26 protein-coding genes are annotated in these 22,014 nt (G+C 32.0%); 17 read left to right on the top strand and 9 right to left on the bottom strand.

Annotation, left to right across the window (positions count from 1 at the left end; all coding sequences use genetic code 11):
- From psmA to rrp42, 5 genes are all read left to right on the top strand, one after another.
- Nucleotides 1-722 (top strand): archaeal proteasome endopeptidase complex subunit alpha (psmA, locus tag Q0P94_RS08260; RefSeq protein WP_295115550.1); only part of this gene is annotated, 722 nt, incomplete at its 5' end.
- 28 nt (nt 723-750) lie between these two features.
- The gene (locus Q0P94_RS08255) at nt 751-1,452 is read left to right on the top strand and encodes a ribosome assembly factor SBDS (RefSeq protein WP_295115548.1); all 702 of its coding nucleotides are present in this window, start codon (nt 751-753) and stop codon (nt 1,450-1,452) included.
- A 31-nt stretch (nt 1,453-1,483) separates the two neighbouring features.
- Nucleotides 1,484-2,395: an exosome complex RNA-binding protein Rrp4 gene (gene rrp4 / locus Q0P94_RS08250; protein WP_295115546.1), complete on the top strand. Its 912-nt coding sequence runs from the start codon at nt 1,484-1,486 to the stop codon at nt 2,393-2,395.
- Between the two features lie 35 nt (nt 2,396-2,430).
- Nucleotides 2,431-3,126: an exosome complex exonuclease Rrp41 gene (gene rrp41, locus Q0P94_RS08245; RefSeq protein ID WP_295115544.1), complete on the top strand. Its 696-nt coding sequence runs from the start codon at nt 2,431-2,433 to the stop codon at nt 3,124-3,126.
- Between the two features lie 12 nt (nt 3,127-3,138).
- Entirely contained in the window at nt 3,139-3,924 is a 786-nt protein-coding gene (gene rrp42, locus Q0P94_RS08240; RefSeq protein ID WP_295115543.1) for an exosome complex protein Rrp42, read from the top strand.
- Here rrp42 and Q0P94_RS08235 read toward each other — a convergent pair.
- From Q0P94_RS08235 to Q0P94_RS08210, 6 genes are read right to left on the bottom strand one after another with little or no spacing between them, the layout of a single operon-like run.
- The gene (locus Q0P94_RS08235; RefSeq protein WP_295115541.1) at nt 3,921-4,550 is read right to left on the bottom strand and encodes a molybdenum cofactor guanylyltransferase; all 630 of its coding nucleotides are present in this window, start codon (nt 4,548-4,550) and stop codon (nt 3,921-3,923) included. The two genes, rrp42 and Q0P94_RS08235, sit on opposite strands and share 4 nt — an antisense overlap.
- A 21-nt stretch (nt 4,551-4,571) precedes the next feature.
- Nucleotides 4,572-5,330, bottom strand: a complete 759-nt coding sequence (locus Q0P94_RS08230) for a hypothetical protein (RefSeq protein ID WP_295115539.1) — start codon at nt 5,328-5,330, stop codon at nt 4,572-4,574.
- A gap of 15 nt (nt 5,331-5,345) precedes the next feature.
- Entirely contained in the window at nt 5,346-5,909 is a 564-nt protein-coding gene (cbiT, locus tag Q0P94_RS08225; protein WP_295115537.1) for a precorrin-6Y C5,15-methyltransferase (decarboxylating) subunit CbiT, read from the bottom strand.
- Nucleotides 5,910-6,458 (bottom strand): UbiX family flavin prenyltransferase, encoded by a 549-nt coding sequence (locus Q0P94_RS08220; RefSeq protein ID WP_295115535.1) that lies wholly within the window; start codon nt 6,456-6,458, stop codon nt 5,910-5,912. It lies immediately after the preceding gene.
- A gap of 8 nt (nt 6,459-6,466) precedes the next feature.
- A complete protein-coding gene (locus Q0P94_RS08215; protein ID WP_295115533.1) occupies nt 6,467-7,693 on the bottom strand; it encodes an HD domain-containing protein in 1,227 nt (408 codons plus the stop codon).
- A gap of 5 nt (nt 7,694-7,698) precedes the next feature.
- Nucleotides 7,699-8,019: a hypothetical protein gene (locus Q0P94_RS08210; RefSeq protein ID WP_295115531.1), complete on the bottom strand. Its 321-nt coding sequence runs from the start codon at nt 8,017-8,019 to the stop codon at nt 7,699-7,701.
- A 295-nt stretch (nt 8,020-8,314) separates the two neighbouring features.
- On the opposite strand from Q0P94_RS08210, the gene Q0P94_RS08205 reads away from it, so the two are divergent.
- Nucleotides 8,315-9,529, top strand: coding sequence for an ammonium transporter (locus tag Q0P94_RS08205; RefSeq protein ID WP_295115530.1), 1,215 nt, complete (start codon nt 8,315-8,317; stop codon nt 9,527-9,529).
- Between the two features lie 8 nt (nt 9,530-9,537).
- On the top strand, nt 9,538-9,876 hold the full coding sequence (locus tag Q0P94_RS08200) for a P-II family nitrogen regulator (protein ID WP_295115528.1): 339 nt from the start codon (nt 9,538-9,540) through the stop codon (nt 9,874-9,876).
- 103 nt (nt 9,877-9,979) lie between these two features.
- Here the strand turns inward: Q0P94_RS08200 and Q0P94_RS08195 are convergent, their stop codons facing one another.
- Together Q0P94_RS08195 and aroD are read right to left on the bottom strand one after the other, a co-directional pair.
- Nucleotides 9,980-10,579, bottom strand: a complete 600-nt coding sequence (locus Q0P94_RS08195) for a S24/S26 family peptidase (protein WP_295115526.1) — start codon at nt 10,577-10,579, stop codon at nt 9,980-9,982.
- Between the two features lie 5 nt (nt 10,580-10,584).
- On the bottom strand, nt 10,585-11,262 hold the full coding sequence (gene aroD / locus Q0P94_RS08190) for a type I 3-dehydroquinate dehydratase (protein WP_295115524.1): 678 nt from the start codon (nt 11,260-11,262) through the stop codon (nt 10,585-10,587).
- Between the two features lie 141 nt (nt 11,263-11,403).
- On the opposite strand from aroD, the gene Q0P94_RS08185 reads away from it, so the two are divergent.
- The 8 genes from Q0P94_RS08185 (at nt 11,404) to Q0P94_RS08150 (ending at nt 16,358) form a co-directional block, all read left to right on the top strand.
- On the top strand, nt 11,404-12,129 hold the full coding sequence (locus Q0P94_RS08185; protein WP_295115522.1) for a hypothetical protein: 726 nt from the start codon (nt 11,404-11,406) through the stop codon (nt 12,127-12,129).
- A gap of 11 nt (nt 12,130-12,140) precedes the next feature.
- Nucleotides 12,141-13,001 (top strand): succinate--CoA ligase subunit alpha, encoded by an 861-nt coding sequence (gene sucD, locus Q0P94_RS08180; RefSeq protein WP_295115520.1) that lies wholly within the window; start codon nt 12,141-12,143, stop codon nt 12,999-13,001.
- Nucleotides 13,002-14,204, top strand: a complete 1,203-nt coding sequence (hmgA, locus tag Q0P94_RS08175) for a hydroxymethylglutaryl-CoA reductase (NADPH) (RefSeq protein WP_295115518.1) — start codon at nt 13,002-13,004, stop codon at nt 14,202-14,204. It abuts the gene before it with no gap.
- Between the two features lies 1 nt (nt 14,205).
- Nucleotides 14,206-14,409, top strand: coding sequence for a hypothetical protein (locus tag Q0P94_RS08170; protein WP_295115516.1), 204 nt, complete (start codon nt 14,206-14,208; stop codon nt 14,407-14,409).
- A gap of 253 nt (nt 14,410-14,662) precedes the next feature.
- Nucleotides 14,663-14,815, top strand: coding sequence for a hypothetical protein (locus Q0P94_RS08165; protein ID WP_295115514.1), 153 nt, complete (start codon nt 14,663-14,665; stop codon nt 14,813-14,815).
- A 243-nt stretch (nt 14,816-15,058) separates the two neighbouring features.
- Nucleotides 15,059-15,214 (top strand): hypothetical protein, encoded by a 156-nt coding sequence (locus Q0P94_RS08160; protein WP_295115512.1) that lies wholly within the window; start codon nt 15,059-15,061, stop codon nt 15,212-15,214.
- Nucleotides 15,215-15,255: 41 nt separating this feature from the next.
- Nucleotides 15,256-15,708, top strand: a complete 453-nt coding sequence (locus Q0P94_RS08155; RefSeq protein WP_295115510.1) for a hypothetical protein — start codon at nt 15,256-15,258, stop codon at nt 15,706-15,708.
- Between the two features lie 8 nt (nt 15,709-15,716).
- A complete protein-coding gene (locus Q0P94_RS08150) occupies nt 15,717-16,358 on the top strand; it encodes a DUF116 domain-containing protein (RefSeq protein WP_295115508.1) in 642 nt (213 codons plus the stop codon).
- A 136-nt stretch (nt 16,359-16,494) separates the two neighbouring features.
- Here Q0P94_RS08150 and Q0P94_RS08145 read toward each other — a convergent pair whose 3' ends face one another.
- Nucleotides 16,495-17,505 carry a tetratricopeptide repeat protein gene (locus Q0P94_RS08145; protein ID WP_295115506.1) on the bottom strand — a complete coding sequence of 337 codons (1,011 nt, stop codon included), beginning with the start codon at nt 17,503-17,505 and terminating at the stop codon, nt 16,495-16,497.
- Between the two features lie 120 nt (nt 17,506-17,625).
- Here Q0P94_RS08145 and thsA point away from each other — a divergent pair, with 120 nt between their 5' ends.
- Together thsA and Q0P94_RS08135 are read left to right on the top strand one after the other, a co-directional pair.
- A complete protein-coding gene (thsA, locus tag Q0P94_RS08140; protein WP_295115505.1) occupies nt 17,626-19,275 on the top strand; it encodes a thermosome subunit alpha in 1,650 nt (549 codons plus the stop codon).
- A 421-nt stretch (nt 19,276-19,696) separates the two neighbouring features.
- On the top strand, nt 19,697-22,014 hold a 2,318-nt coding region (locus Q0P94_RS08135; protein ID WP_295115503.1), incomplete at its 3' end, for a hypothetical protein.

Below are 22,014 nucleotides of genomic sequence, written 5' to 3'. Positions count from 1 at the left end.
CAGATGGAAGACTTTTCCAAGTAGAATATGCAAGAGAAGCTGTAAAAAGAGGAACTACATCAATTGGTGTAAAAAGTTCTGAAGGTATTGTTTTAGCTGTTGATAAAAGAACTACTTCTAATTTAGTTGAAGCATCATCTATTGAGAAAATATTCAAAATAGATGAACATATTGGTGCAGCTACTTCAGGTCTTGTAGCAGATGCAAGAGCTTTAGTTGAAAGAGCAAGAGTTGAAGCTCAAATTAATAAAATCACCTACAGTGAACCAATTAGAGTAGAAAGTTTAGCTAAAAAATTATGTGATATGTTACAGTTATACACCCAAAATGGTGGTGTAAGACCATTTGGTTCCGCTTTAATTATTGGTGGAGTGTATGATGATAAATGTAAATTGTTTGAAACTGACCCTAGTGGTGCATTAATCGAATACAAAGCGACCGCTATTGGTTCAGGCAGGTCTGCTGCTATGGATATTTTTGAAGAAAAATATAATGATGATATCACATTGGATGAAGCTATTTGCTTAGCTATTGAGGCTATTGATGAAGCTACTGATCATGATACTACTTCAAAAAATGTTGAAATTGCAATAATTAAAAAAGAAACTGGTGATTATCAAAAACTTTCTCATGAAGATGTTCAAAAATTCATTGATGAACTCTTAGTTGAAGAAGAAGAGGAAGTTGAAGAAGAAGTAGAAGAATCAGATGATGAAGAATAAATTTTATAGTTAGTTAGGGGATGTTTCAATGGTAAATGTTGATGAAGCTATCATAGCTAAATATGAATATTGTGGTGAACATTTTGAAATATTGGTTGACCCTGATTTAGCAGCTGAATATAGAAATCCGGATGGTCAAGATGTTGCCATTGAAGATCTTTTAGCTGTTGAAGAAATTTTTAAAGACTCCAAAAAAGGAGATAAGGCTTCTGATGAAGCTATGAATAAAATTTTTGAAACTACAGATCCTATTGAAGTTTCTAAAGTTATACTTGAAAAGGGAACTGTTCAATTAACTGCGGACCAGAAAAGAAAAATGCAAGAGGACAAACGTAAATTGGTTATTAGTAAAATAGCTAAAGAATCTGTTAATCCTCAAAATGGTTTACCTCATCCTGCACAAAGAATTGAAAATGCTATAGATGAGGCAAAAGTCAAATTTGATCCTTTCACATCAGTTGATCAACAGGTTCAAACTGCTTTAAAAGCTATTAAACCACTTATTCCTATTAGGTTTGAGAAAGTTAAAGTTGCAGTCAGACTTCCAGGTTCTGCCGCCGGTGGTGCTTATTCTGTTATTCATGGATTTGGTGAAATCTTAAATGAAGAATGGCAACAAGATGGTTCCTGGATAGGTATTATTGAAATGCCTGGTGGTCTTCAAGATTCTTTTGCTGCTAAGATGGCTGAAATTTCAAGTGGAGAAGCGGAAACTAGAACTATTAAATAATTAAATTAAATTTTCAACTTATGGGATTATTATGATATATGTGGAAAATAAAGATTTAGTTATTCCTGGACAAGTATTGGCGGATGATGAATACTATTCAGGAAGAGGTACCTTTAAAGAGAATGGTAAAGTTTGTTCTTCTTTATTGGGGCGTGTTTCTTTAAGAAATAAAAAAATTAGAGTTATTCCTCTTAAAAGTAAATATGTTCCTAAGAAAGGAGATGTTGTAATAGGTAAGATTAATGATGTTAGATTCTCAATGTGGGATGTAGATATCAATTCACCATATTCCGGAATTTTACCTGCTTTTGAAGTGTTTGGTCGTGAGAAAAAAGAACTCAACAAAGTATATGATGTTGGGGATGTGCTATTTTTAAGAGTTGTCGATGTTGATGAAATCAAAAAGGCAAAACTCGGTTTGAAAGGTAGAGGAATGGGTAAGTTTAAAGGAGGAATTATTGTAGATATTGCTCCAACTAAAGTTCCTAGATTAATTGGTAAAAAAGGTTCTATGATCAACATGATTAAAGATAAAACCAATTGTAAAATAGTTGTTGGTCAAAATGGTCTTGTCTGGGTTAAAGGTGATGAAGACATGGAACAACTTACCAAAAGTGTTATTCATTTAATTGAGGCTGAAGCTCATACTTCTGGTTTAACAAATAAAATTAAAAACAAATTATACTTGGCTATTGATGGTGAAATTCCACCTGAAGAAGTTCCTGAAGAGGAAGAAGAATTTGTTTTGGAAAAACCTAAACTTCAAAATTTTAAAGAAGAATTAGAGCAAGAAGAAAGAGAAGCTGAGGAAAATAAAAAAGAAAAAGAAGAAAAACCCAACATAGCTGAGGTTATTGAAGAATTTAAGAGAAAAAATAAGAAGGATAATACTTTATCTTATGGTGATAACTCAAATAATTCTTTTATTTTAAATAATAAATAATGATTATTAATTCTTCGTATATTTAAGAGGTTGATATGATGTCAGAAATGATAAGAGATGATGGTAGGAAGTTTAATGAATTGCGTCCAATAAAAATTGAAGCAGGAGTTCTTGAACGTGCAGATGGTTCAGCTTATTTAGAAGTTGGTGGAAATAAAATTTTAGTCGCTGTTTATGGACCAAGGGAATCATATATTAGAAGATTATTGGAACCTAATACTGGTGTTATCAGATGCAGATATAATATGGCACCATTTTCAGTAGATGATAGGAAAAGACCAGGTCCTGATAGGAGATCATCAGAAATTTCTAAAATAACTGCTGATGCATTAAGGCCTGCATTAATGTTAGAAAATTATCCTCGTTCAATGATTGATATTTATATAGAAGTTATTGAGGCTGAAGGTGGTACTCGTTGTGCAGGTATTACTGCAGCTTCTGTTGCTTTGGTTGATGCTGGAATACCTATGAAAGATATTGTTGTAGGATGTGCTGCAGGTAAAGTTAATGATGAAATTGTACTTGACTTATCTGAAAAAGAAGATAAAGAAGGTCAAGCTGATGTTCCTATAGCTATTATGCCAAGAACTGGGGAAATTACTTTATTGCAAAGTGATGGAAATTTAACTGAAGAAGAATTTGCAAAAGCAATTGATTTAGCTATGGAAGGATGTCTTGAAGTAAGTAAGCTTCAAAAAGAAGCTTTAATGAAAAAATATTCTATAGAATAGTGGGTGGATAAAATGGATATTGTACCAGAAATTACAAGACAAAGTATTACTAACCTTGTCATGAATGACAAAAGGGAAGATGGCAGGGAATTAAATGAATATAGAGATATTTCTATTGAAACTAATGTTATCTCTAAAGCTGAAGGTTCTGCTCGTGTAAAAATAGGTGGAACTCAAGTTATTGTAGGTATTAAGCCACAACTTGGAAGCCCATTTCCTGATACTCCGGAACTTGGAGTCCTAATGACTAACTGTGAAATGTTGCCTATGGCTGATCCTAATTTTGAACCAGGACCACCTAGTGATGATTCTATTGAACTTGCCCGTGTAGTTGACAGAGGTATTCGTGAAAGCGAATTAGTTGAATTAGATAAGTTATGTGTTGAAGAAGGAAAACATGTTTGGATGTTATTTATTGATTTACACATTATCGACAACTGCGGAAACCTTTTCGATGCATGTGAATTGGCAGTGATGGCTGCACTTAAATCTACTAAATTACCTGTGGCAACCATTGTAGATGATGAAGTTGTTCTCAGTGAAGATGAAACATTTGATTTACCAATTAACAATGAATTAGCTTTATGTACTTTTGTTAAAATTGGTGATAAAATGGTTTTAGACCCAACATTGGATGAAGAAAGAGTGGCTAGTGCTCGTTTAAATGTTGGTGTTACTAAAGATGGCAGAATCTGTTCTATGCAAAAAGGCGGTTCACAACCATTGAATAAAGAAGAACTTCTTTCAGCTGTTAACGTGGCTGTTTCAAAAACAAAAGAATTAATTGAACATCTTTAAATGTCTGTTGGACGATTAAGATTTCTAAATTCTTTTTTTAATATTTTTTTATTATCTATTAAAACAAATTTTGTTTCTATTTTTTCGATTAGTCCTTTTATGTGGAGTGAATCTTGTTTGATTAAATCTTCAATTTCAGGGATTATGTTTTTATTATAAATGGAGTGTAGTGGTTCTGAAGTTTTTAGTTTATTTTCTGTCTCATGATATGGTACGATGGCCTGATAATCTCTGTTAATTTCACTAAAAATATTGTTGATATATTTCTTTGTAACAAAAGGGCTGTCACATGGAAGAATCAATGCATATTGACTTTTGATTTTTTCAAGTCCGGTCATTATTCCAGGCAAAGGACCTTTATTTTTTATCTTATCTTCAACAAAGGTTATAGGATAATCATAATCTTCAAGTTCAATGAACTGTTTATATTTGTCAATTCTTTCTTTATTGTTTAAAACGATGATGGCTTCATTTATTTCATTATTTAATGTAGAAAGGAGATGTTTAATCATAGGTTTATTTTGAATAATCATAGATCCTTTATCCTGACCCATTCTCCTGCTCTGCCCTCCACATAAAATAATACAAGATTTAATATTTTCACTTTTTTTATTTTCATTACTCATATTAAATCTCTCCAATTTTATTCATTCCACATAAACACTGGCTGTTTCATCAAATGGATTAGTACGTATGATTAATGCAATCATATATGGATAGTGTTTGTGAAGGTATCTTAAATAATAAACCCATTCATAAACTAATTTGTTATATACTCTTTGCATATCTCCATTTAAATGTGCGAAGTCAGCATCTGTAACTAAACTTAAATCGGTTCTATGTTCTAATTCTTCATCAAGGTGAAGAATGGCATTTATTAATCCAGTAAATTCTTCTTTTTCAAGTAAATTTGGATTATTTATTAAATTAATGATAAATTCTCTTTTACCGACGAGTAAATCTCTTAAGTTTTCTAAAAATTCTTCCCTTTCTTCTAAACTAATGTCTGCACTGAAATCAAGACTTGAATTTTTAAGCTCTTCTAATTTAGCATCAAAATCCTTTTCATCCCAATTTTTAATGGATTTTAAATTTTCAGTACTTGCTTTATATTTATTAGCATGGCTGAGCTGAGTAATCAATTCATTTCCAACTTCGGAAAAGAAGGTGCTCATAAGCATATCTAATTTTTCAAGCATTGCTTCTTTTTCTTTTCTTTCAATAATTTCATCAAGTAAAAATGCCACAACTAAAATATCAACTGGAATAAATCCTAAATGAGTCCAAATATAGGATATTATATGTTCAGCATCACCCAATACAAGATAATTTGATCCATATATAATTATAATCAATATAATCATTAATATGGAAAATTTTATTTTCCAACTTTTGTGTGAATCCATTTTAAAATCTCCAATTTATCTTTTTTTGGCAGTAATTATAGCTATTGGATTTTCACTTATCATCATAACTCCACGATCAAGAACTCTTCCGTTGGAAATATTTACTTCCATGATTTTTGGGTTATAATTCAGTTGTTTAAGTTTATTTATTGCTTCGATTTTGGTATCGACTAAAATAGCTGTAATAATAATTCTGCCGTTTGAATTTAATTTTGTATCAATGATATCTAAGATATTTTCAAGCTCTCTACCACTACCTCCTATAATAGCAATATCAATATTGTCAATATCTTTTAGGGCATTCGCCCCATTATCATTTATTAAAGTGATGTTGTCCCCAAGTCCAAATTTTTTAAGATTTTTTTGAGTTATGTCAATTGCTTCCGGATTTGTGTCAATTGAGATAACTTCCTGAGCTCTTTGGGAAAACTCGCAGGTAATTCCTCCAGTTCCACACCCGCAATCAATAACTTTGTCTGTGGATGAGACTTCTGATTTGTATAATATTATGGCTCTAATAGCTTCTTTTGTTGGTCCTGGAACATCACAAGATTTAATAAAATCCATATCTTCTAACATTTACTCCCACCTTTTGAATAAGTTATTTTCAATTTTTAAGGAATCCAAAATCTTTCCAACGATGAAATTGATTTGGTCATCAACCGTATCGTGGGTTGAGTAAAATCCAGGCATTGCTGGTAGAATTATAGCTCCTTCTTGTGATAATGTTAGCATATTTTGTAGATGAATACTTCTAAGTGGAGTCTCGCGTGGAACAATTACTGTTGGTCTTCTTTCTTTTAAACTTACATCAGCCACTCTTGTAATTGTATTTGCTCCATATCCATTAGCTATTGATGATAATGTTTTCATTGAACATGGTACAATAACTAATGCATCTGCTTTAAATGATCCACTATTTATAGAAGCAGTTAAGTCATTGAAATTGTAGTATTTGTCGGCAATATTTATCAGTTCTTCTATTTCATAGTCGGTTTCGGATTCTATGACTGTTTTTGCAGCGTCACTTATTACCAAACTATTTTCAATTTTCATTTCTTTTAAAACTTCGAGCAGTCTTATTCCATATATTACACCACTCGCTCCGGTTATCGCAACAACTATCATTTTATCTCCTAGAATAGTTTAATTTGGTCATAATGAATTCCATGGAATTTTTCTTTATCGATTTCAGGCAAATCCAAATACTGTTCTAATTTGAATTTTTCAAATTTTGGTTTTTCTGATTCCGGCACATAAACACTAATGTCTGGAATGTTAAATCGGGCTTTACTTAATGCAGATATAATATTTGAAATTTCAGTTAGAGGATATAATTTACCATCTAAATCGACTTGAGTTTTCATTTCATCAAAGCGGGGATATTCTGCTATATTAATGAATACATAATCTTTGTTGATATCATAATCTTCAGCTATTTCTTGTTCCGCTTTTCTCAGTTCCTCGCTTTCGATTTTATACATTTTTTCTGGAATTTTAAAATTGTCTAATCTAATTGTTTTAACTCTTTTTAAAAGCTTTCTATTATCTAATCTGGACATTATTTCATTTGCATATCTGTTTTCACAGTTTCTAAATATTGACACTATGTCGTTATCATCATATTTGTAGATGTCTTTTTCTTTGATTATTCCTTCATCAATTACTTTTTTAAGACTTCTTCTAAACATGGAATTGACAATACGTGTAGTATGATGCTGGTAGACACTAGGATACATGAAATATCTGGACACTAAAGCTCCTTCAGCAGCTTGAACTCCTTTAATATTTAATATTAATCCATCTTCTAATTTTAAATTGGATATGATTCTTTCATAATCTATTACTCCATAAGCTACTCCAGTATTGTGTGAATCCCTTAAAAGGTAATCCATTCTATCGACATCGAGTTCTCCGGATACTATGGGGCCTAAATGACCATTTCCATTTACAATATCTACAATATCATTGACATCAAACTTTTCTTCAAGCAAATCTCTCATGGAAGTTTTTGTAACTACATATTTTGTTAGTTCTTCATGGGGTACTGATAGAACTCCTTCGGAAACGTGTGAAAATGGGCCATGGCCGATATCATGTAAAAGAGCTGAAATTCTTACCAGTTCAATTTCGTCTTTGCTCAGGTCCAGTTCAGTAGCCAATTTGGATCCCAAATTCATTGTTCCTACACAATGTTCAAAACGTGTATGGTTTGCTCCAGGGTAAATTAGACTTATCAATCCCAATTGTTTAATTCTCCTTAAACGTTGGAACTGTGGCATATCCATTACCCTTTCTTCGAACTTGGATATGTTTATGTCTCCATATACGCTATCTCTGATAAATTTTTTCTTTCCACTCATTTTTCTTATCCCCATCTTGTAGTTTCAACATAATTATCATAATCATAATAATTTTCTGTATTGTTTGTATAATTGTCATAGTAATAGTTAGTGACATTATGCATAGTGTTAGTGGTATTTGTAGTGTTTGTTGTATTTTTCGGTTCAATAATTGTAGGTACTTCTTCAATGTAATTGGGTTCAAATGAATTGTTTTCAATTGAAATTAGTTTGTATGAATCAGTTTCCGGTTGAACTGTCAAATTAGCAAATGTAGTACTAATGCAAAATGCAATAATAGCAATTATGAAAAAAATTATTAAATTTGCTTTTATTGAGTCTTTCATAGTAACACTTTTTTTGTTTATTGAATTTATCAGTTATAAATAAGTTAATTTATACTATTATTATTTATATTTTTATGTAGTATTTAATACTATTGACAATCTTTTATTTTTTGTTTTATTTGATTAAAAAATTTTAATTGATTTTCATATTTTTTTGAATTGATTTTTTATTTACACAACATTTAAATATTAGTTTATTCAATCATTATATATCGGAAGTATACTTCCGACATATAACTTCCGACTAATTTGGAAGAATGTTTTTAATTAAATTATATGATTAGAGTTTGATATAATGGTTGTTTTCAGTGCAGGTGATACAGCATGGGTTCTTATTTGTAGTTTATTAGTACTATTGATGAGTATTCCTGCTGTTGCATTTTTTTATGGAGGATTAAGTAAACGTAAAAATGTTTTAAATACAATTTTTTTAACTTTTATTGCATTTTCAATAGTAAGTGTGATTTGGGTAATCTTCGGTTACCAATTTTCATTCGGTAGCGATATTTGGGGTCTTATCGGATCTCCAACAAATCTCTTCTTACAGGGTATAGGATTAGATGATTTGAATGGTACAATTCCAACATTACTGTTTGTAATGTTCCAATGTGCATTTGCAGGTTTAACTGTTGCTCTTATTTCAGGAGCATTGGTTGGAAGGATGAAAACAAAAGCTTGGATAATTTTTGTTATTATTTGGGCTTGCTTAGTATATATCCCTGTTGCCCACTGGGTATGGGGAGGAGGATGGCTGATGCAAATGGGTGCACTTGACTTTGCAGGTGGTGCTGTAGTTCATATGAACTCTGGAGCAGCTGCTTTGGCTGTTGCAATAGTACTTGGAAAAAGAAAAGATACTTCCTTGATTCCACATAATTTAGGTTATGCAGTTTTAGGAGCTGCTCTTTTATGGTTTGGATGGATGGGATTCAATGGAGGATCAGGTTTAGCTGCAGACGGACTTGCAGCAAATGCTATTATTGTGTCTAATGTTGCAGCAGCATTAGGTCTTATAGTATGGTCATGTCTTGATACATATATTGTTGGAAAACCTACAATATTAGGTGCAATTTCCGGTGCAGTTGCAGGACTTGTAGCTATTACTCCTGCAGCAGGATTTGTAGATGTTTTTGGTGCTATATGTATTGGTGCGGTAGCCCCGTTTGTTTCCTATTTCGCGATATATTATCTAAAAGCAAAACTCGGATATGATGATGCATTGGATGTATGGGGTATACATGGTATGTCCGGTGTATGGGGAGCAGTTGCAACAGGAATTTTTGCAGTTCCTTCCATAGGTGGTGTTGCAGGTTTAATTGCCGGAAATCCTGAACAGGTTGTAATTCAGATTATTAGTGTAGTAGCTACATTGGCATATTCATTCATTATTAGTTTTGTTGTTGCTAAAATTTTAGATAAAGTATTGGATGGAATTAGGGTGGATGACAGTGAAGAAGTTGGCGGACTGGATGCTAATCTTCATGAGGAATCTGCATATAATCTTAACTAGGTGTAAATATGAAAAGTGTTGTAGCTATTATAAGACAGGAAAAATATACTGATGTAAAAAATGCCCTTCTGAATGTGGGATGTGAAGGGATGAATGTCTCTGAAGTAAAAGGAAGGGGAAGTCAAAGAGGTATTAGAGAATCTTACAGGGGATCTAGTTATTGTATTGATTTGATTCCAAAAACACGTATTGAAATAATTGTAAAAGAGGAAGGTGTAGACTTAATTGTTGATGCAATTAAGAAAAGTGCGTATACTGGAAATATAGGTGATGGAAAAATATTTATTTATCCGGTAGATAATGTAATCAGAATAAGAACTGGTGAAGAGGGGGATCGCGCTGTGTAGTCGATTTTCCAACATTGTACATTTTAAATAATGATTCATTTCATTATTTACCAAAAATAATCACTAAAAAAGGAAATATTGTTTAATATTTCCTTTACTTTTTTTAATTAATCACAACTCCATTTATACTTGAAATATCTACCCATGTGGTTATGCCTTTAATTTCATATAATGTCCCATGGATATATTCATAGCTGATATTCTTATTGTCACTTTCAAGATAAATGCTGTTTCCGTTGATGTCTCCTACCCGTTTGATGATTCCACCATATTCCTCAGAATCAGCCACAACAATATCTCCAACATGGATATTCTTTGTTTTATTGACAAGTACCTTTTGTCCGTTCTGCAATGTAGGAAGCATTGATGTTCCGCTTACATGAACGATGACTGGAATTTGATTTTTGCCTATGCTGGAATCGATATTAATCTCGGGATTTTTAATATTATGCTTCAAACAGATATCTTCAATCCCTTTTTTCAATGTTGTAATATTTGATGTGGTGTCATTCATAGCGTCAATTGTTAAATAACAAATTTCAGAATTTAAATTATTGCTATTTGCATCGCTTAAAGAATGTGTTTTGACAGTGACGTTTTCCCCATCAATATATACATCAACTGAATCTTTTGATATGAAATTTAGTGCAAAAATAGAAATTAAAATAATTATAATTATAGCTAAAATAATCTTTTTAGCCATTCAAATCACTCTTCCATTATGTTCAAATCCATAGTAAGCAGTGCTTTCATAGTTTCAATATCGATTTGTCCTGGTGCTGTTACATCAGTTCCTGCAGCAAATGTAATTGGTGAGTCAAATTTGGATGCCATCACTCTTGTATAACTTCCTAAATCTCCCATTGAAATGGCTATTGTGTCTTTGCAATGTGAAAGAACTGCAAGGATTGTTAATGTGTCTTCTAAATTCTGGGGCATAAAGGCAACTTTTGCAATATCTCCAAGTTCCTGTTCTTTTTCAACGATATATGTTATTTCACTTAATTTAGGAGTCTTTTCAAAATCATGATAAGAAACAATTGTTTTTACTCCGGTGTCATGGATTTGTTTAATATATTCATCATTGCTTTGAAGTTCAATGTCCACATATTCAACTAAATCACTGCACTGATATAGGATATTAAAGCGTTCTTCTTCTGAACCTTTGAATGATCCTCCTTCCGTACTGATTCTATTGGTCGCTATCATGGGAAAATTAATTTCTTCTATTGTATTTTTAATTTCATTAATATCTGGATTTTTAAGTCCATCAATTCTGAATTCTAATACGTCTGCCCCTTTTTTAATACAATCATTAGCTACTTCAATAACATTTTTACAATCTTTTTGAAAAATAGGTATTGCAATTTTTGTTTGAGAATACATTAATATATAATATTATATGTTGTCATTATTAAATTTTCTTTAAAAAATTATTAATCTTTATATAAAGTAAGAAACAAAATATATACCAATAAAATATTTATATTTTATTTATTTATTTAATCAATTATAAAAGGTGTTAATTTGAAAATTACAGCTATAGGTGCAGATATTTCAAAAAATGATGTATCATGCAGTACTAAGCTAGTAGAAACTATTGAAAACAACCTTTATAAAGTTAAAGAATTAGGTGCAAGGGATGTTGCATTAACAAATGTCACTGGTGATGATGTTGTTGTCAGTGCATTTGTGGAAGATGAACTGCTTGAACCTATTAATGAAGGTATTGTTGATGTTTTAAAGATGAGTGCAGAAAACTTGGGGGATTTATCTGGAATTTCGCAAGATCCTAAAGATGCGGGGGAAGGAATTTCTTATGCTGAAGCTAGCATAAGGCCCGATAGATATCCTGATGCTATTGTTTTAGGTTTTGATACATATGGTGGAGAACCGTTTGTCGGTGATGTTGCAAACTCTGCAATTGAAGCTGCCCGTGGCATGAAATATTGTACTGATGTATCTGATTATATTGAAGCTAAAATAAGAAAGATACCTGGTGTCGGCTATGTTTCCCCTGAAACTGATGATCCCGTTGTAGTTGCAACCGTTGAAAATATTGAATCTGTTGGTGTAATTGCAGGGGCAATGATTGGTGCTGCACTTGGAAATAAAAATACTTATTTAGTTAAAAGAGGGACAACATGCAATGTGTTGCCGGGTAGTGTTATATTTTCAGCTACCGCTTTGATGAATGGAAATGTAATTGATTTATCTATTCCATTTGAAAATAAAACCAGAATATTGAGATAGGAGTTTTATAAATGATTTTATTAAATGAAGATACAAAATGTTTAGTTCAAGGAATAACTGGTAAACAAGGTTCATTCCACACAGAACAAATGTTAAAATATAATACTAATATTACTGCTGGAATTACTCCAGGTAAAGGTGGTCAAGACTTTTTAGGAGTGCCAATTTTTAATTCAATTGAAGAAGCTAAAGAAGAAGCAGAGATTAATTCTTCAATTATTTTTGTTCCTGCAAGATTTGCTAAAGATGCTGCATTTGAAGCAATTAGACACTTGGATTTAGTTGTTATTATTTCAGAGCATATACCAGTTCATGACAGTATGAAAATAATGGCATATGCAAAAGAAATGGGAACTACAATAATAGGTCCAAATACTCCTGGAATTATATCTCCTGGTGTAGGTAAATTAGGAATCATGCCTACTCACATATTTTCTGAAGGAAATGTTGGTGTAATTTCAAGAAGTGGTACATTAACCTATGAGATTGCAAGTGAACTCACTAACGCGGGAATTGGTCAAAGTACTGCAGTGGGTATTGGTGGAGATCCAGTTACTGGAGATAATTACGTTGATATTTTAAAAAGATTTGATAAGGATGACCAAACCGATGCAGTTGTATTAATCGGTGAAATAGGAGGAACTGCAGAAGAAAGAGCCGGAAAATACATTGCTGAAGAAATGAATAAACCTGTCGTATCTTACATTGCTGGTAGAACTGCACCACCGGGTAAAAGAATGGGGCATGCAGGTGCAATTATTCAAGGTTCTTCAGGTACTGTTGCAAGTAAAACCAAAGCTTTGAATGAAGCTGGTGTGGACGTAGCTAAAAAACCATCTGAAATTGTAGAGTTACTTAAAAAGGTCATGTAGATGTCAAATCAGGAAATTATCAATAAATTACTAAACGGGGAAATGAAACTTTATCAGGTGGATAATGAAGTTTCAGCTAAAGAGGCAACAGACATTAGAAGGGAATTTCTAGAGCAAAAATATGATATTAAATTGGATAATATCTCAAATTACACTCTTGATATGGAAAGGGCTTCAGCGAGAAATATTGAAAACTCAATTGGAGTGTTGCAACTTCCAATGGGTATTGCAGGTCCATTGAAAATCAATGGGGAATACTGTCAAAGAGAAGTCTTTGTTCCACTTGCAACCTCAGAGGGAGCATTGGTTGCATCAATCAATCGTGGATCATCAACAATCACTGCAGCAGGCGGTGCAAACGCAAGAATGATTTCAGATTGCATGACTCGTGCACCAGCAATTAAATGTGAAAATGCAAGTGATTCCTTAAAAATCAGACAATGGTTTATTGATAATTTCGATGAATTAAAGAAGCTGGCGGAAAGTACAACATCTCATGGTAAATTAATTAAAATAGATCCTATCTTAATAGTTGGAAGTTATGTTTATCCAAGATTTGTTTTCTCAACAGGTGATAGTATGGGAATGAATATGGTAACAATAGCATCTGAAAAAATTCTCGATAAACTTGCAGAAGAGACCACTGCAACCCATATTGCATTAAGTGGTAATGTATGTGTTGATAAAAAACCTGCAGCTATAAACATTGTTGAAGGAAGAGGAAAAAGCGTAGTTGCAGACATATTGATTCCTGAAGAAATTGTGGAAAAGAAACTCAAAACCACTGCAGATGCAATTGTTGAAGTAAATACAGCTAAAAACCTGATTGGTTCAGCAGCAAGTGGGGCTATGGCATATAATGCACATTATGCGAATATGGTTGCTGCAATATTTTTGGCAACAGGTCAGGATGCTGCACATGTTGTTGAAGGATCTCTTGGAATAACTACAGCTGAAAACAGAAATGGGGACTTATATTTCTCAGTTAACTTGCCTGATTTGCCTGTGGCGACAGTTGGTGGAGGTACCAGTCTTGAAGTGGCTCATGAAGGATTGGAAATTTTAGGTGTTGCAGGTTCAAACCATGCTCGTGAATTTGCAGAAATTGTGGCATGTACTGTTTTAGCAGGTGAACTCTCACTTGTTGGAGCATTGGCAGCAGGACATCTAGCAAGAGCTCATCAAGAGCTTGGAAGAGGATAAAATGGATGATTTTTTAGATGAATTATATCCTGAAATTACTCTGGAAACAGATGATTTGATTATGGAAATATCAGTTAAAAAGGATTACTCTCAAATTAAAGATTTAGATAAAAGAAAAGAAGAATTTATCAATGATTTAAAAGATTTCATTAAGGAATTTAGTGAAACTCCTGAATCAAAAGAATTTATGGCTTTTTTTGATTAGTAATTGGATTCATACAAAAATTGTATGATTTCCATAATATTTTCAACCTCTTTATCAAAGAAATTTTTTTGGCTTTTTTTTTGATTTGAAATATAATTTCTACAGATAATTGAATAATTTCATTAGATTTAAATATTCATGATTATAAAAATAATATAAATTTAAAAGATTGTTTTGAATTTTATATAAATTTGAAGCATTATTTTAAACATACTAGAAATTTCATAAATTGCAATTGATGGGCAGGAATATTATGACTATCTATTTTGCGGGCAATACTCTTGAAGAACTTATGGAGGAATTCGAATTCTCATATGAAAGATTAACAGAAATATATGCCGAAATTGTGAATATCTTAAACTTCTGGAGGGACAAGGACATTTTAGAGGCTGCGGCAAAATTATAATGTCAAAAGTATAGTGAAGTTACTTAAATGAGTTTCATCCGATTGATTTCCATGTTGAAATAAAACTACATGATACATCCAATCATAAACTTATTTATATTATTTATAACTACAATATAATTGTTGAAATATTAATAAACCTTAAAATTATTTGGGATAACTTGGTAATTCTTGTTCATAAGAGCATATCTTACCAAATATTATCGCCGGATATAGGTTAAGCTACTAAACAGGTGATTAAAAATGTGTTCTAGTGGAGGGCCAATGGCTGACATTGATTTGAAAAAATTAAAAACAAAAAAATACCGTTGTAAAGACTGTGGAAATACCTTTAAAGGTCTAGGAAAAAAAGTAGTTTGTCCTTCTTGTCAAAGCGACAACGTTGAACTTGCAGAGTAAATACTATTTACTCTATTTTTTTTATTTTTTTAGTGATTTTTATGAACATTGATTTTAAAAACGATGAAATTCTATTTATTGAAGGTGAAACTGGGATGGTGGGCATTGTTAAGGTTGCCTATGAAAATAAGATGCTCTTTATTGCCACTCAGGACAACGAGGAAATAGTTCAGTTTTTGGAATCAGACGACATTATTGCAGTATCTAATTTCAAAAAAGACAAAAGGGCAATACGTTCACAGGCATATCTCAGCCGTGAAGAATCATCACCTTTAGTAATTTTAAACAAGAATCACCCGTCAACCAAACGTCTGGAAACCGTCATATCAATTGGAGATGAAGTTAATCTGAATTGCAACATAACTCCTGGAACCCATCCGGAACAGAATGTGCTGTGTTCCTGTGACAGCCTATCCGGACTGGTAATAGTCAAAACACCGACTGGTGTTAAACTGAATCGTCAATTTGATGATTATTCAATAGAAAAATTTTAGGTTGGAAAATGTTATTTGTTGACTCTTTTTACATGTTTTTAGGACAGTTAGTAGTTATTGTAGTCGTTATAATACTCATTTTGCTGATTATAGTGCTTATTTTAGGAATTCTTTTTGCCAAGAAAAACAAGATAAAATTCCCGAGATTCCTGCTGTATATAGTTAATCTGCTATACTCTCCTCTGAAGACTATTGCTCATTTTTTAAAATTGGACGACAATATCATTGATGACCTGGCCATAAAGGTTCGTGACGAAATCAACAAGGAAAAATTCAAGCAGATTCCTGCTGAAAAGACACTTATATTCCTGCCGCACTGCTTAAGACATGCGGATTGCCCTGCAACACTTCAAAAAGAAGGTCTTAACTGTACCGAATGCGGATTGTGCTCCATCGGTGTCATCAAAAAGAAATCTGAACCTATGGGATATAAGTTATACATTGTTCCGGGTTCAAGTTTTGTCAAAAAGATAGTTATGGAAAACAAATTCCAGGCCGTTCTTGGTGTGGCATGTCATGAAGATTTAAATCAGATGATGATGCTTTTGTCTGACTTTTGCCCGCAGGGGGTCTTGCTTGAAAAAACAGGATGCTTTGAGACAAAAGTAAATGTTAAAAAAGTATTTGAAAAACTTGATTCCAAATACTGATTTGACATATCTTCTTGTATTTCATTTGGTCTTTCAAGCATTTTAGTATCATCAAAATTATTTAAACATCCGCATTGATTTTTTAGGTATGTTCTTATAAGTCTATGATTACAAAGCTATTTAACATCATAGTAAATTATAATATATTCTTGATATCATTTATTTTCCTAAGTGTCTTTTCATCACCGGTAATATCAAATTTCAGATTTAAAAAGTATAATGTCTGATTATAAAGTTTATTTGTTTCATATTCTTCTATAAGCTCATTTAAAGTATTTAAAATGAATGGATTTACTCCAATCTGTATATTTTTGCCCTTAATAATTTCAATGCTTTCTTTTAGTGTCAAATTGATTTCGGGATTTTTGGATTTAATATAGCTAATTTCTGCATATGCCTTTGGACTCATCTCGAATTCCATACTATATAAAAAGAGTGCAAATGCAGTTTCAAGCATGTTTTCTTCCGTATAGTAATAACCCAATGTTCTGTAGCATCGGGCTATGTCCTGGGGGTAGTAAGCATATTTCAGTGCATCTGTTGCATGCATGAAATATCTGTTGTAAGTGTAGGTATGTACCTTATAGATTTCACATAGTTCAAGTATTATCCTTGAAGACACGGGATTAATTTTTATGGCCTTTTTAAGATAAGTTTCTGCCTCTTCGTACTGTTTTTTTTCAAGAAGCAAAAATCCGTAGATGTAGTACAGGTCCAGCAAAGGCTGATTGTCGGGAATGTATCTGATGGTCTTTTCTGCCCCTATATATGTGTTGAACAATATTTCTTCTAATGGGTTTGTGAAAAAGTGATATTCGCTGACTTTGTCATCTTCAAACATTGCCTGAAAAGTGGCCATGAAATTATTTAATTTATCCAATGCTACATCATAGTCTCCACTTTCGATATCATATGAAATGTCATTTAAAATATCCATAATTGGATTTTCATTATCGGATATTTCTATAAATTCTTTTTTTTCATCTTCGCTAAGGCAATCCCACATCATACGGGAGATCTCTTTAATTATCTCTTTGTTATAAGGATGGTCAGAATATTTTTCAATCTGTAATGATAAATACTGTTTATTCAAATCAGGGTTTTCACCTAAATTAGACTTGATTTCATTTATTATATCTTCGTACATTAACACACCTAAAGTTACTTTAATGAGTAATGTTTTTATATTACCTCAAACTCATATTATATATGTATAAAAACTTAGTTTTATATTATTTTATTCAAAAATTTTAAAGGTGATTATTAAATGGCAAATCAACCAATTTTTATCCTTCCGGAAGGGACTGAAAGATATTCAAAAAGAGATGCTTTAAGAATGAATATCACAGCAGGTAAAGTCTTAGCAGGTATTGTAAGAACTACTTTAGGTCCTAAAGGTATGGACAAAATGTTAGTTAACTCATTAGGTGATGTAACTGTCACAAATGATGGTGCAACTATCATGAGAGAAATGGAAATTAACCAACCTGCGGCTAGAATGCTTGTAGAAATTGCTAAAAAACAAGAAGATATTGTTGGAGATGGAACTACCTCTGTAGTTGTTATTGCAGGTGAGTTATTAAGTAAAGCTGAAGAATTATTAGATGATGGTATTGCAACATCTGTAGTTGTTAAAGGATTCAGAAATGCTACTGCAAAAGCTGTTGAAATATTAAATAACATTGCTATTGATGCTGATGATAGAGATACACTTAAAAAAGTAGCTGTTACTGCAATGAGTGGTAAAGGTTCAGATTATGCAAAAGACCATTTAGCTGATTTAGTTGTTGATGCTGCTTTAAGAATTGAAGAAGATGGAAAATCAGATATTGACAACATTAACATTCAAAGAGTTTCTGGAGATTCTGTAGAAGATTCATTTTTAGCTGAAGGAATTGTAATTGATAAAGCTCCTGTATCTAAAAATATGCCAAAAGAAGTTAAAGATGCTAAAATTGCTATTATGAAATATCCTATTGAATTAAAAGATATTAATACTGATACTAAAATTGATATAACCAGTCCTGATCAGTTTGAAATGTTTTTAGCAAATGAAGAACAAATGATTAAAGACTTGGTTAATAAAATAATTGACTCCGGAGCTAATGTATTGTTCTGTCAAAAAGGTATTGATGACATGGCAGAACACTACTTGAAAAAAGCAGGAATCATGGCTTATAAAAGAGTTAAAAAATCTGATATTGATAGAATAGCAAAAGCTACTGGTGCTAAATTAGTAACTGATATTGAAGATTTATCTGAAGAGAAATTAGGTTCTGCTGGAAGGGTATATCTCAATAAATTGTTCGACCATGAGTTAACTTTCGTCGATGAATGTGAAAATCCAAAAGCATCCTCCATTGTATTAAGAGGTAGTACACGTTATGTAACAGAACAAATTGCAAGAGCATTAGATGATGCTTTAGGCGTAGTTGCAGCTACTATTGATGAAGGAAAAGTTCTTATTGGTGGTGGAGCTTGTGAAATTGACTTAATAAAAGCATTAAGAGAATATGGTGAATCTGTAAGTGGAAGAGAACAATTGGCTATATTAAAATATGCTGAAGCTTTAGAAGTTATTCCAAGAACTTTAATTGAAAATGCAGGTTTAGACACTATTAATTTAATTGCTGATTTAAAAGCAGCTCATGAAGACTCTCCATTCATCGGTATAAATGTATTTACTGGTGAAGTAGTTGATATGAAAGATGCTGGTGTAATCGAACCTTTAAGAGTTAAAATCCAAGCACTTCAATCTGCTGGTGAAGCATCAGAAATGATTTTACGTATTGATGATATGATTGCTGCAAGAAATGCATTAAATTCCACTGGTCCTGATGAAAGTGGTAATGATGCTAGTGGTATGCCTCCAATGCCTCCGGCAGGTGGAATGGGTGGAATGCCTCCAATGATGTAAAAAGAATATATTTTTTACATTTTTATTTTTTTTATTATTTTAAGCTTTATTTGAATGTTTAATATATTATTTTCTTTGTTTTTTTATTAAACTCTATTAAATTTAATGTTTTTTCTTAAAATAACTTTAAATTATATGTTATTTCATATTATAATGTTTTACATAGATGTTTTGATTTTAATATAGTTAAGTTACTTAAATCATAATTTCATATGATTTGGTTTTTTTATTGCTTATTTAAATTGTATAGTTATTATTTTGTTAATTTTAATAAGTTTTTAACTTTATTTTAAAAAATTAAACTATTTTCAAGGGATTTTCATATAACAAAGGTTTATATAGGATATTTGTGATAAATATTGTTGAAGTGGGATTGTAATCTCATGGTTATTTAATTAAATTGTTATGGAGGTAAATTATTTTGAACAAACAAATTTTGCTCACTGTGTTTTTGGTGTTGGCTGTTATTTTTTCAGTTAGTGCTATTTCTGCTAGTGATGTAAATGTTACAGATTCGTATGCTACTAGCTTAGTAGATGATACATCAGATGTGTCAGTCCCAATGGAGAATACTACTGATTCATCAGTGCTTTCTGTATCTGGTTATTCAAATGTTGATAATGATTCATCTAAAGTTTCTCTATCAAGTGATGAAGTTTTAGGATCTGAAAATTCAAATACTTTATCAACTAACACGGATAATAATAATTCTTTACTTAGTAGTGATGATGGGGTTACTGCATTGTCTGTGTCTAATTCTGTAGATGTGTATGGTGTTGGTAATGTTTCTTCAATTGAGGTTTATAAAACTGTCACTTCTAAGGTGATTACTAAATATTATAAAGGAAGTACACCGTTTTCTGCTAATTTTTATGATATGCAGGGAAATGTTTTGAAAAATACTTATGTTAAGATTACTGTTAGTGGTAAGACTTATAATAGGTTGACTGATGCTAATGGTGTGGCTACTCTTCCTATTCTTTTCAAGCCGGGTACTTATAAGGTTTATGCTTATAATCCGGTTACTGGTTATAATTTGACTAGTACTTTTAAGATTTTGAAGACTCTTAGGACTAATGATTTGACTAAGATTTATACTGATAAGAAGAGGTTTTATGCTGCTTTTTATACTAGTGCTGGTAAGCCTTTAGTTGGCAAGTATGTTAAGTTTAAGATTAATGGTAATACTTATTCTAGTAAGACTAATTCTTATGGAATTGCTTCTATTTCTTTGATTGATCTTGCTGTTGGTAATTATAAGATTGCTTCTTATAATGTTGATGGTTTGTATAATATTAATAATGTTAAAGTTGTTAGGACTTCTGGTTCTAAGCTTATTGCTTCTGATTATACTTTTCTTACTTCTGGTAAGAAGGTGATTAGGGTTACTTTGCATAATCAGTATAATTATGCTCCTGGTGAGGGTAAGACTGTTAGGTTTACTGTGAATGGTGTTAATTATTATGGTACCACTAATGTTTATGGTGATGCTTATGTTACTTTGCCTACTAGTTTGAAGAATGGTGTTTATACTGTGAAGTATTATTTTGCAGGTAATGATTTTTATAAGGCGTCTTCTGCTACTGGTAGTGTGATGGTTGTTCCTAGTTATGTTCCTACTTATACTGTTAAAAGTCCGGTTAATTTTGGTAGTGGGGCTAATACTTTGTTTAAGGTTGCTTTGACTTCTGGTTCTGTTCCTTTGGTTGGTCAGACTGTTACTCTTACTGTGGATGGTTCTGCTACTTATGTTAAGACTACTGATAAGTATGGTGTTGTGTCTTTGCCTATTGATTTGACTATTGGTAAGCATGTGATTTCTTATAGTAATGATGCTTTTGGTGGTATTAAGGCTAAGTCTGGTTCTACTACTATTTCTGTTAATGAGAGGTTTGATTCTCAGTTGACTTGGAAGAGTGGTACTAGTTTTAATGCGGGTTCTCAGACTTATAAGGTTTTGTTGTCTACTCCTAGTGGTAAGGCTTTGCCTAGTAAGTTGGTTAAGTTGACTGTTAATTCTAAAACTTATTCCGCAACTACAGATTCTAATGGTTACGCAACATTCAATGTATCATTAACTGTTGGTGATTATACTGCATCTTATGCTTTTGATGGTAATAATGGTTATAAACCAACCAGTGGAAGTACAAAAATTAAATCTGTTGCACCTACTACCATGTCTATAGCAAATATCCTTAATAGTGCTGCTACAGTAAAATCTTATTATTCAACTTATGGTAAAGTTCCATCTTCTGTTACTGTTGGTGGTTATTCATATACTGTTCCGGAATTCCTTTATTTGATGGCTCAAGCAGCTTATCAATTAGGAAATTCTAATACTAATCCTGTTAAATGTATTTATGGGGTTAAAGCACCTGCAGCTCCTAAAGGAGATACTATCGATTCAGTTGAATTATATAGATCAGACTATTTGACCGTTGCTAAAAATTTAGCAAATTATATTAAAAATCATAATCAGGCTCCTAACTATTGTACTTCAGCAGTAGGTAACATTATTTATTCTGAAGTTGTGGATGCATTTTCACGTATCTTGACATTCTATAAGGAAAATGATAAATATATGCCTAATTATTGTGTAATTAAATATGGAACTTCATCTGATTCATCAGCTTCTACTACAGTTGGTGGTTTGAATGTCAGAAATACTATTACTAATCTGGCTCCATATAAAAAGGCTACTACTAATTGTCAGGTTACTAACTCTGCGATTAAGAGTAA

It is taken from the genome of uncultured Methanobrevibacter sp., assembly GCF_946184425.1.
Lineage (GTDB): Archaea > Methanobacteriota > Methanobacteria > Methanobacteriales > Methanobacteriaceae > Methanocatella.
The sequence above is the reverse complement of the archived record's forward strand: the minus strand, read 5'-3'. Positions and strand labels throughout refer to the sequence as shown.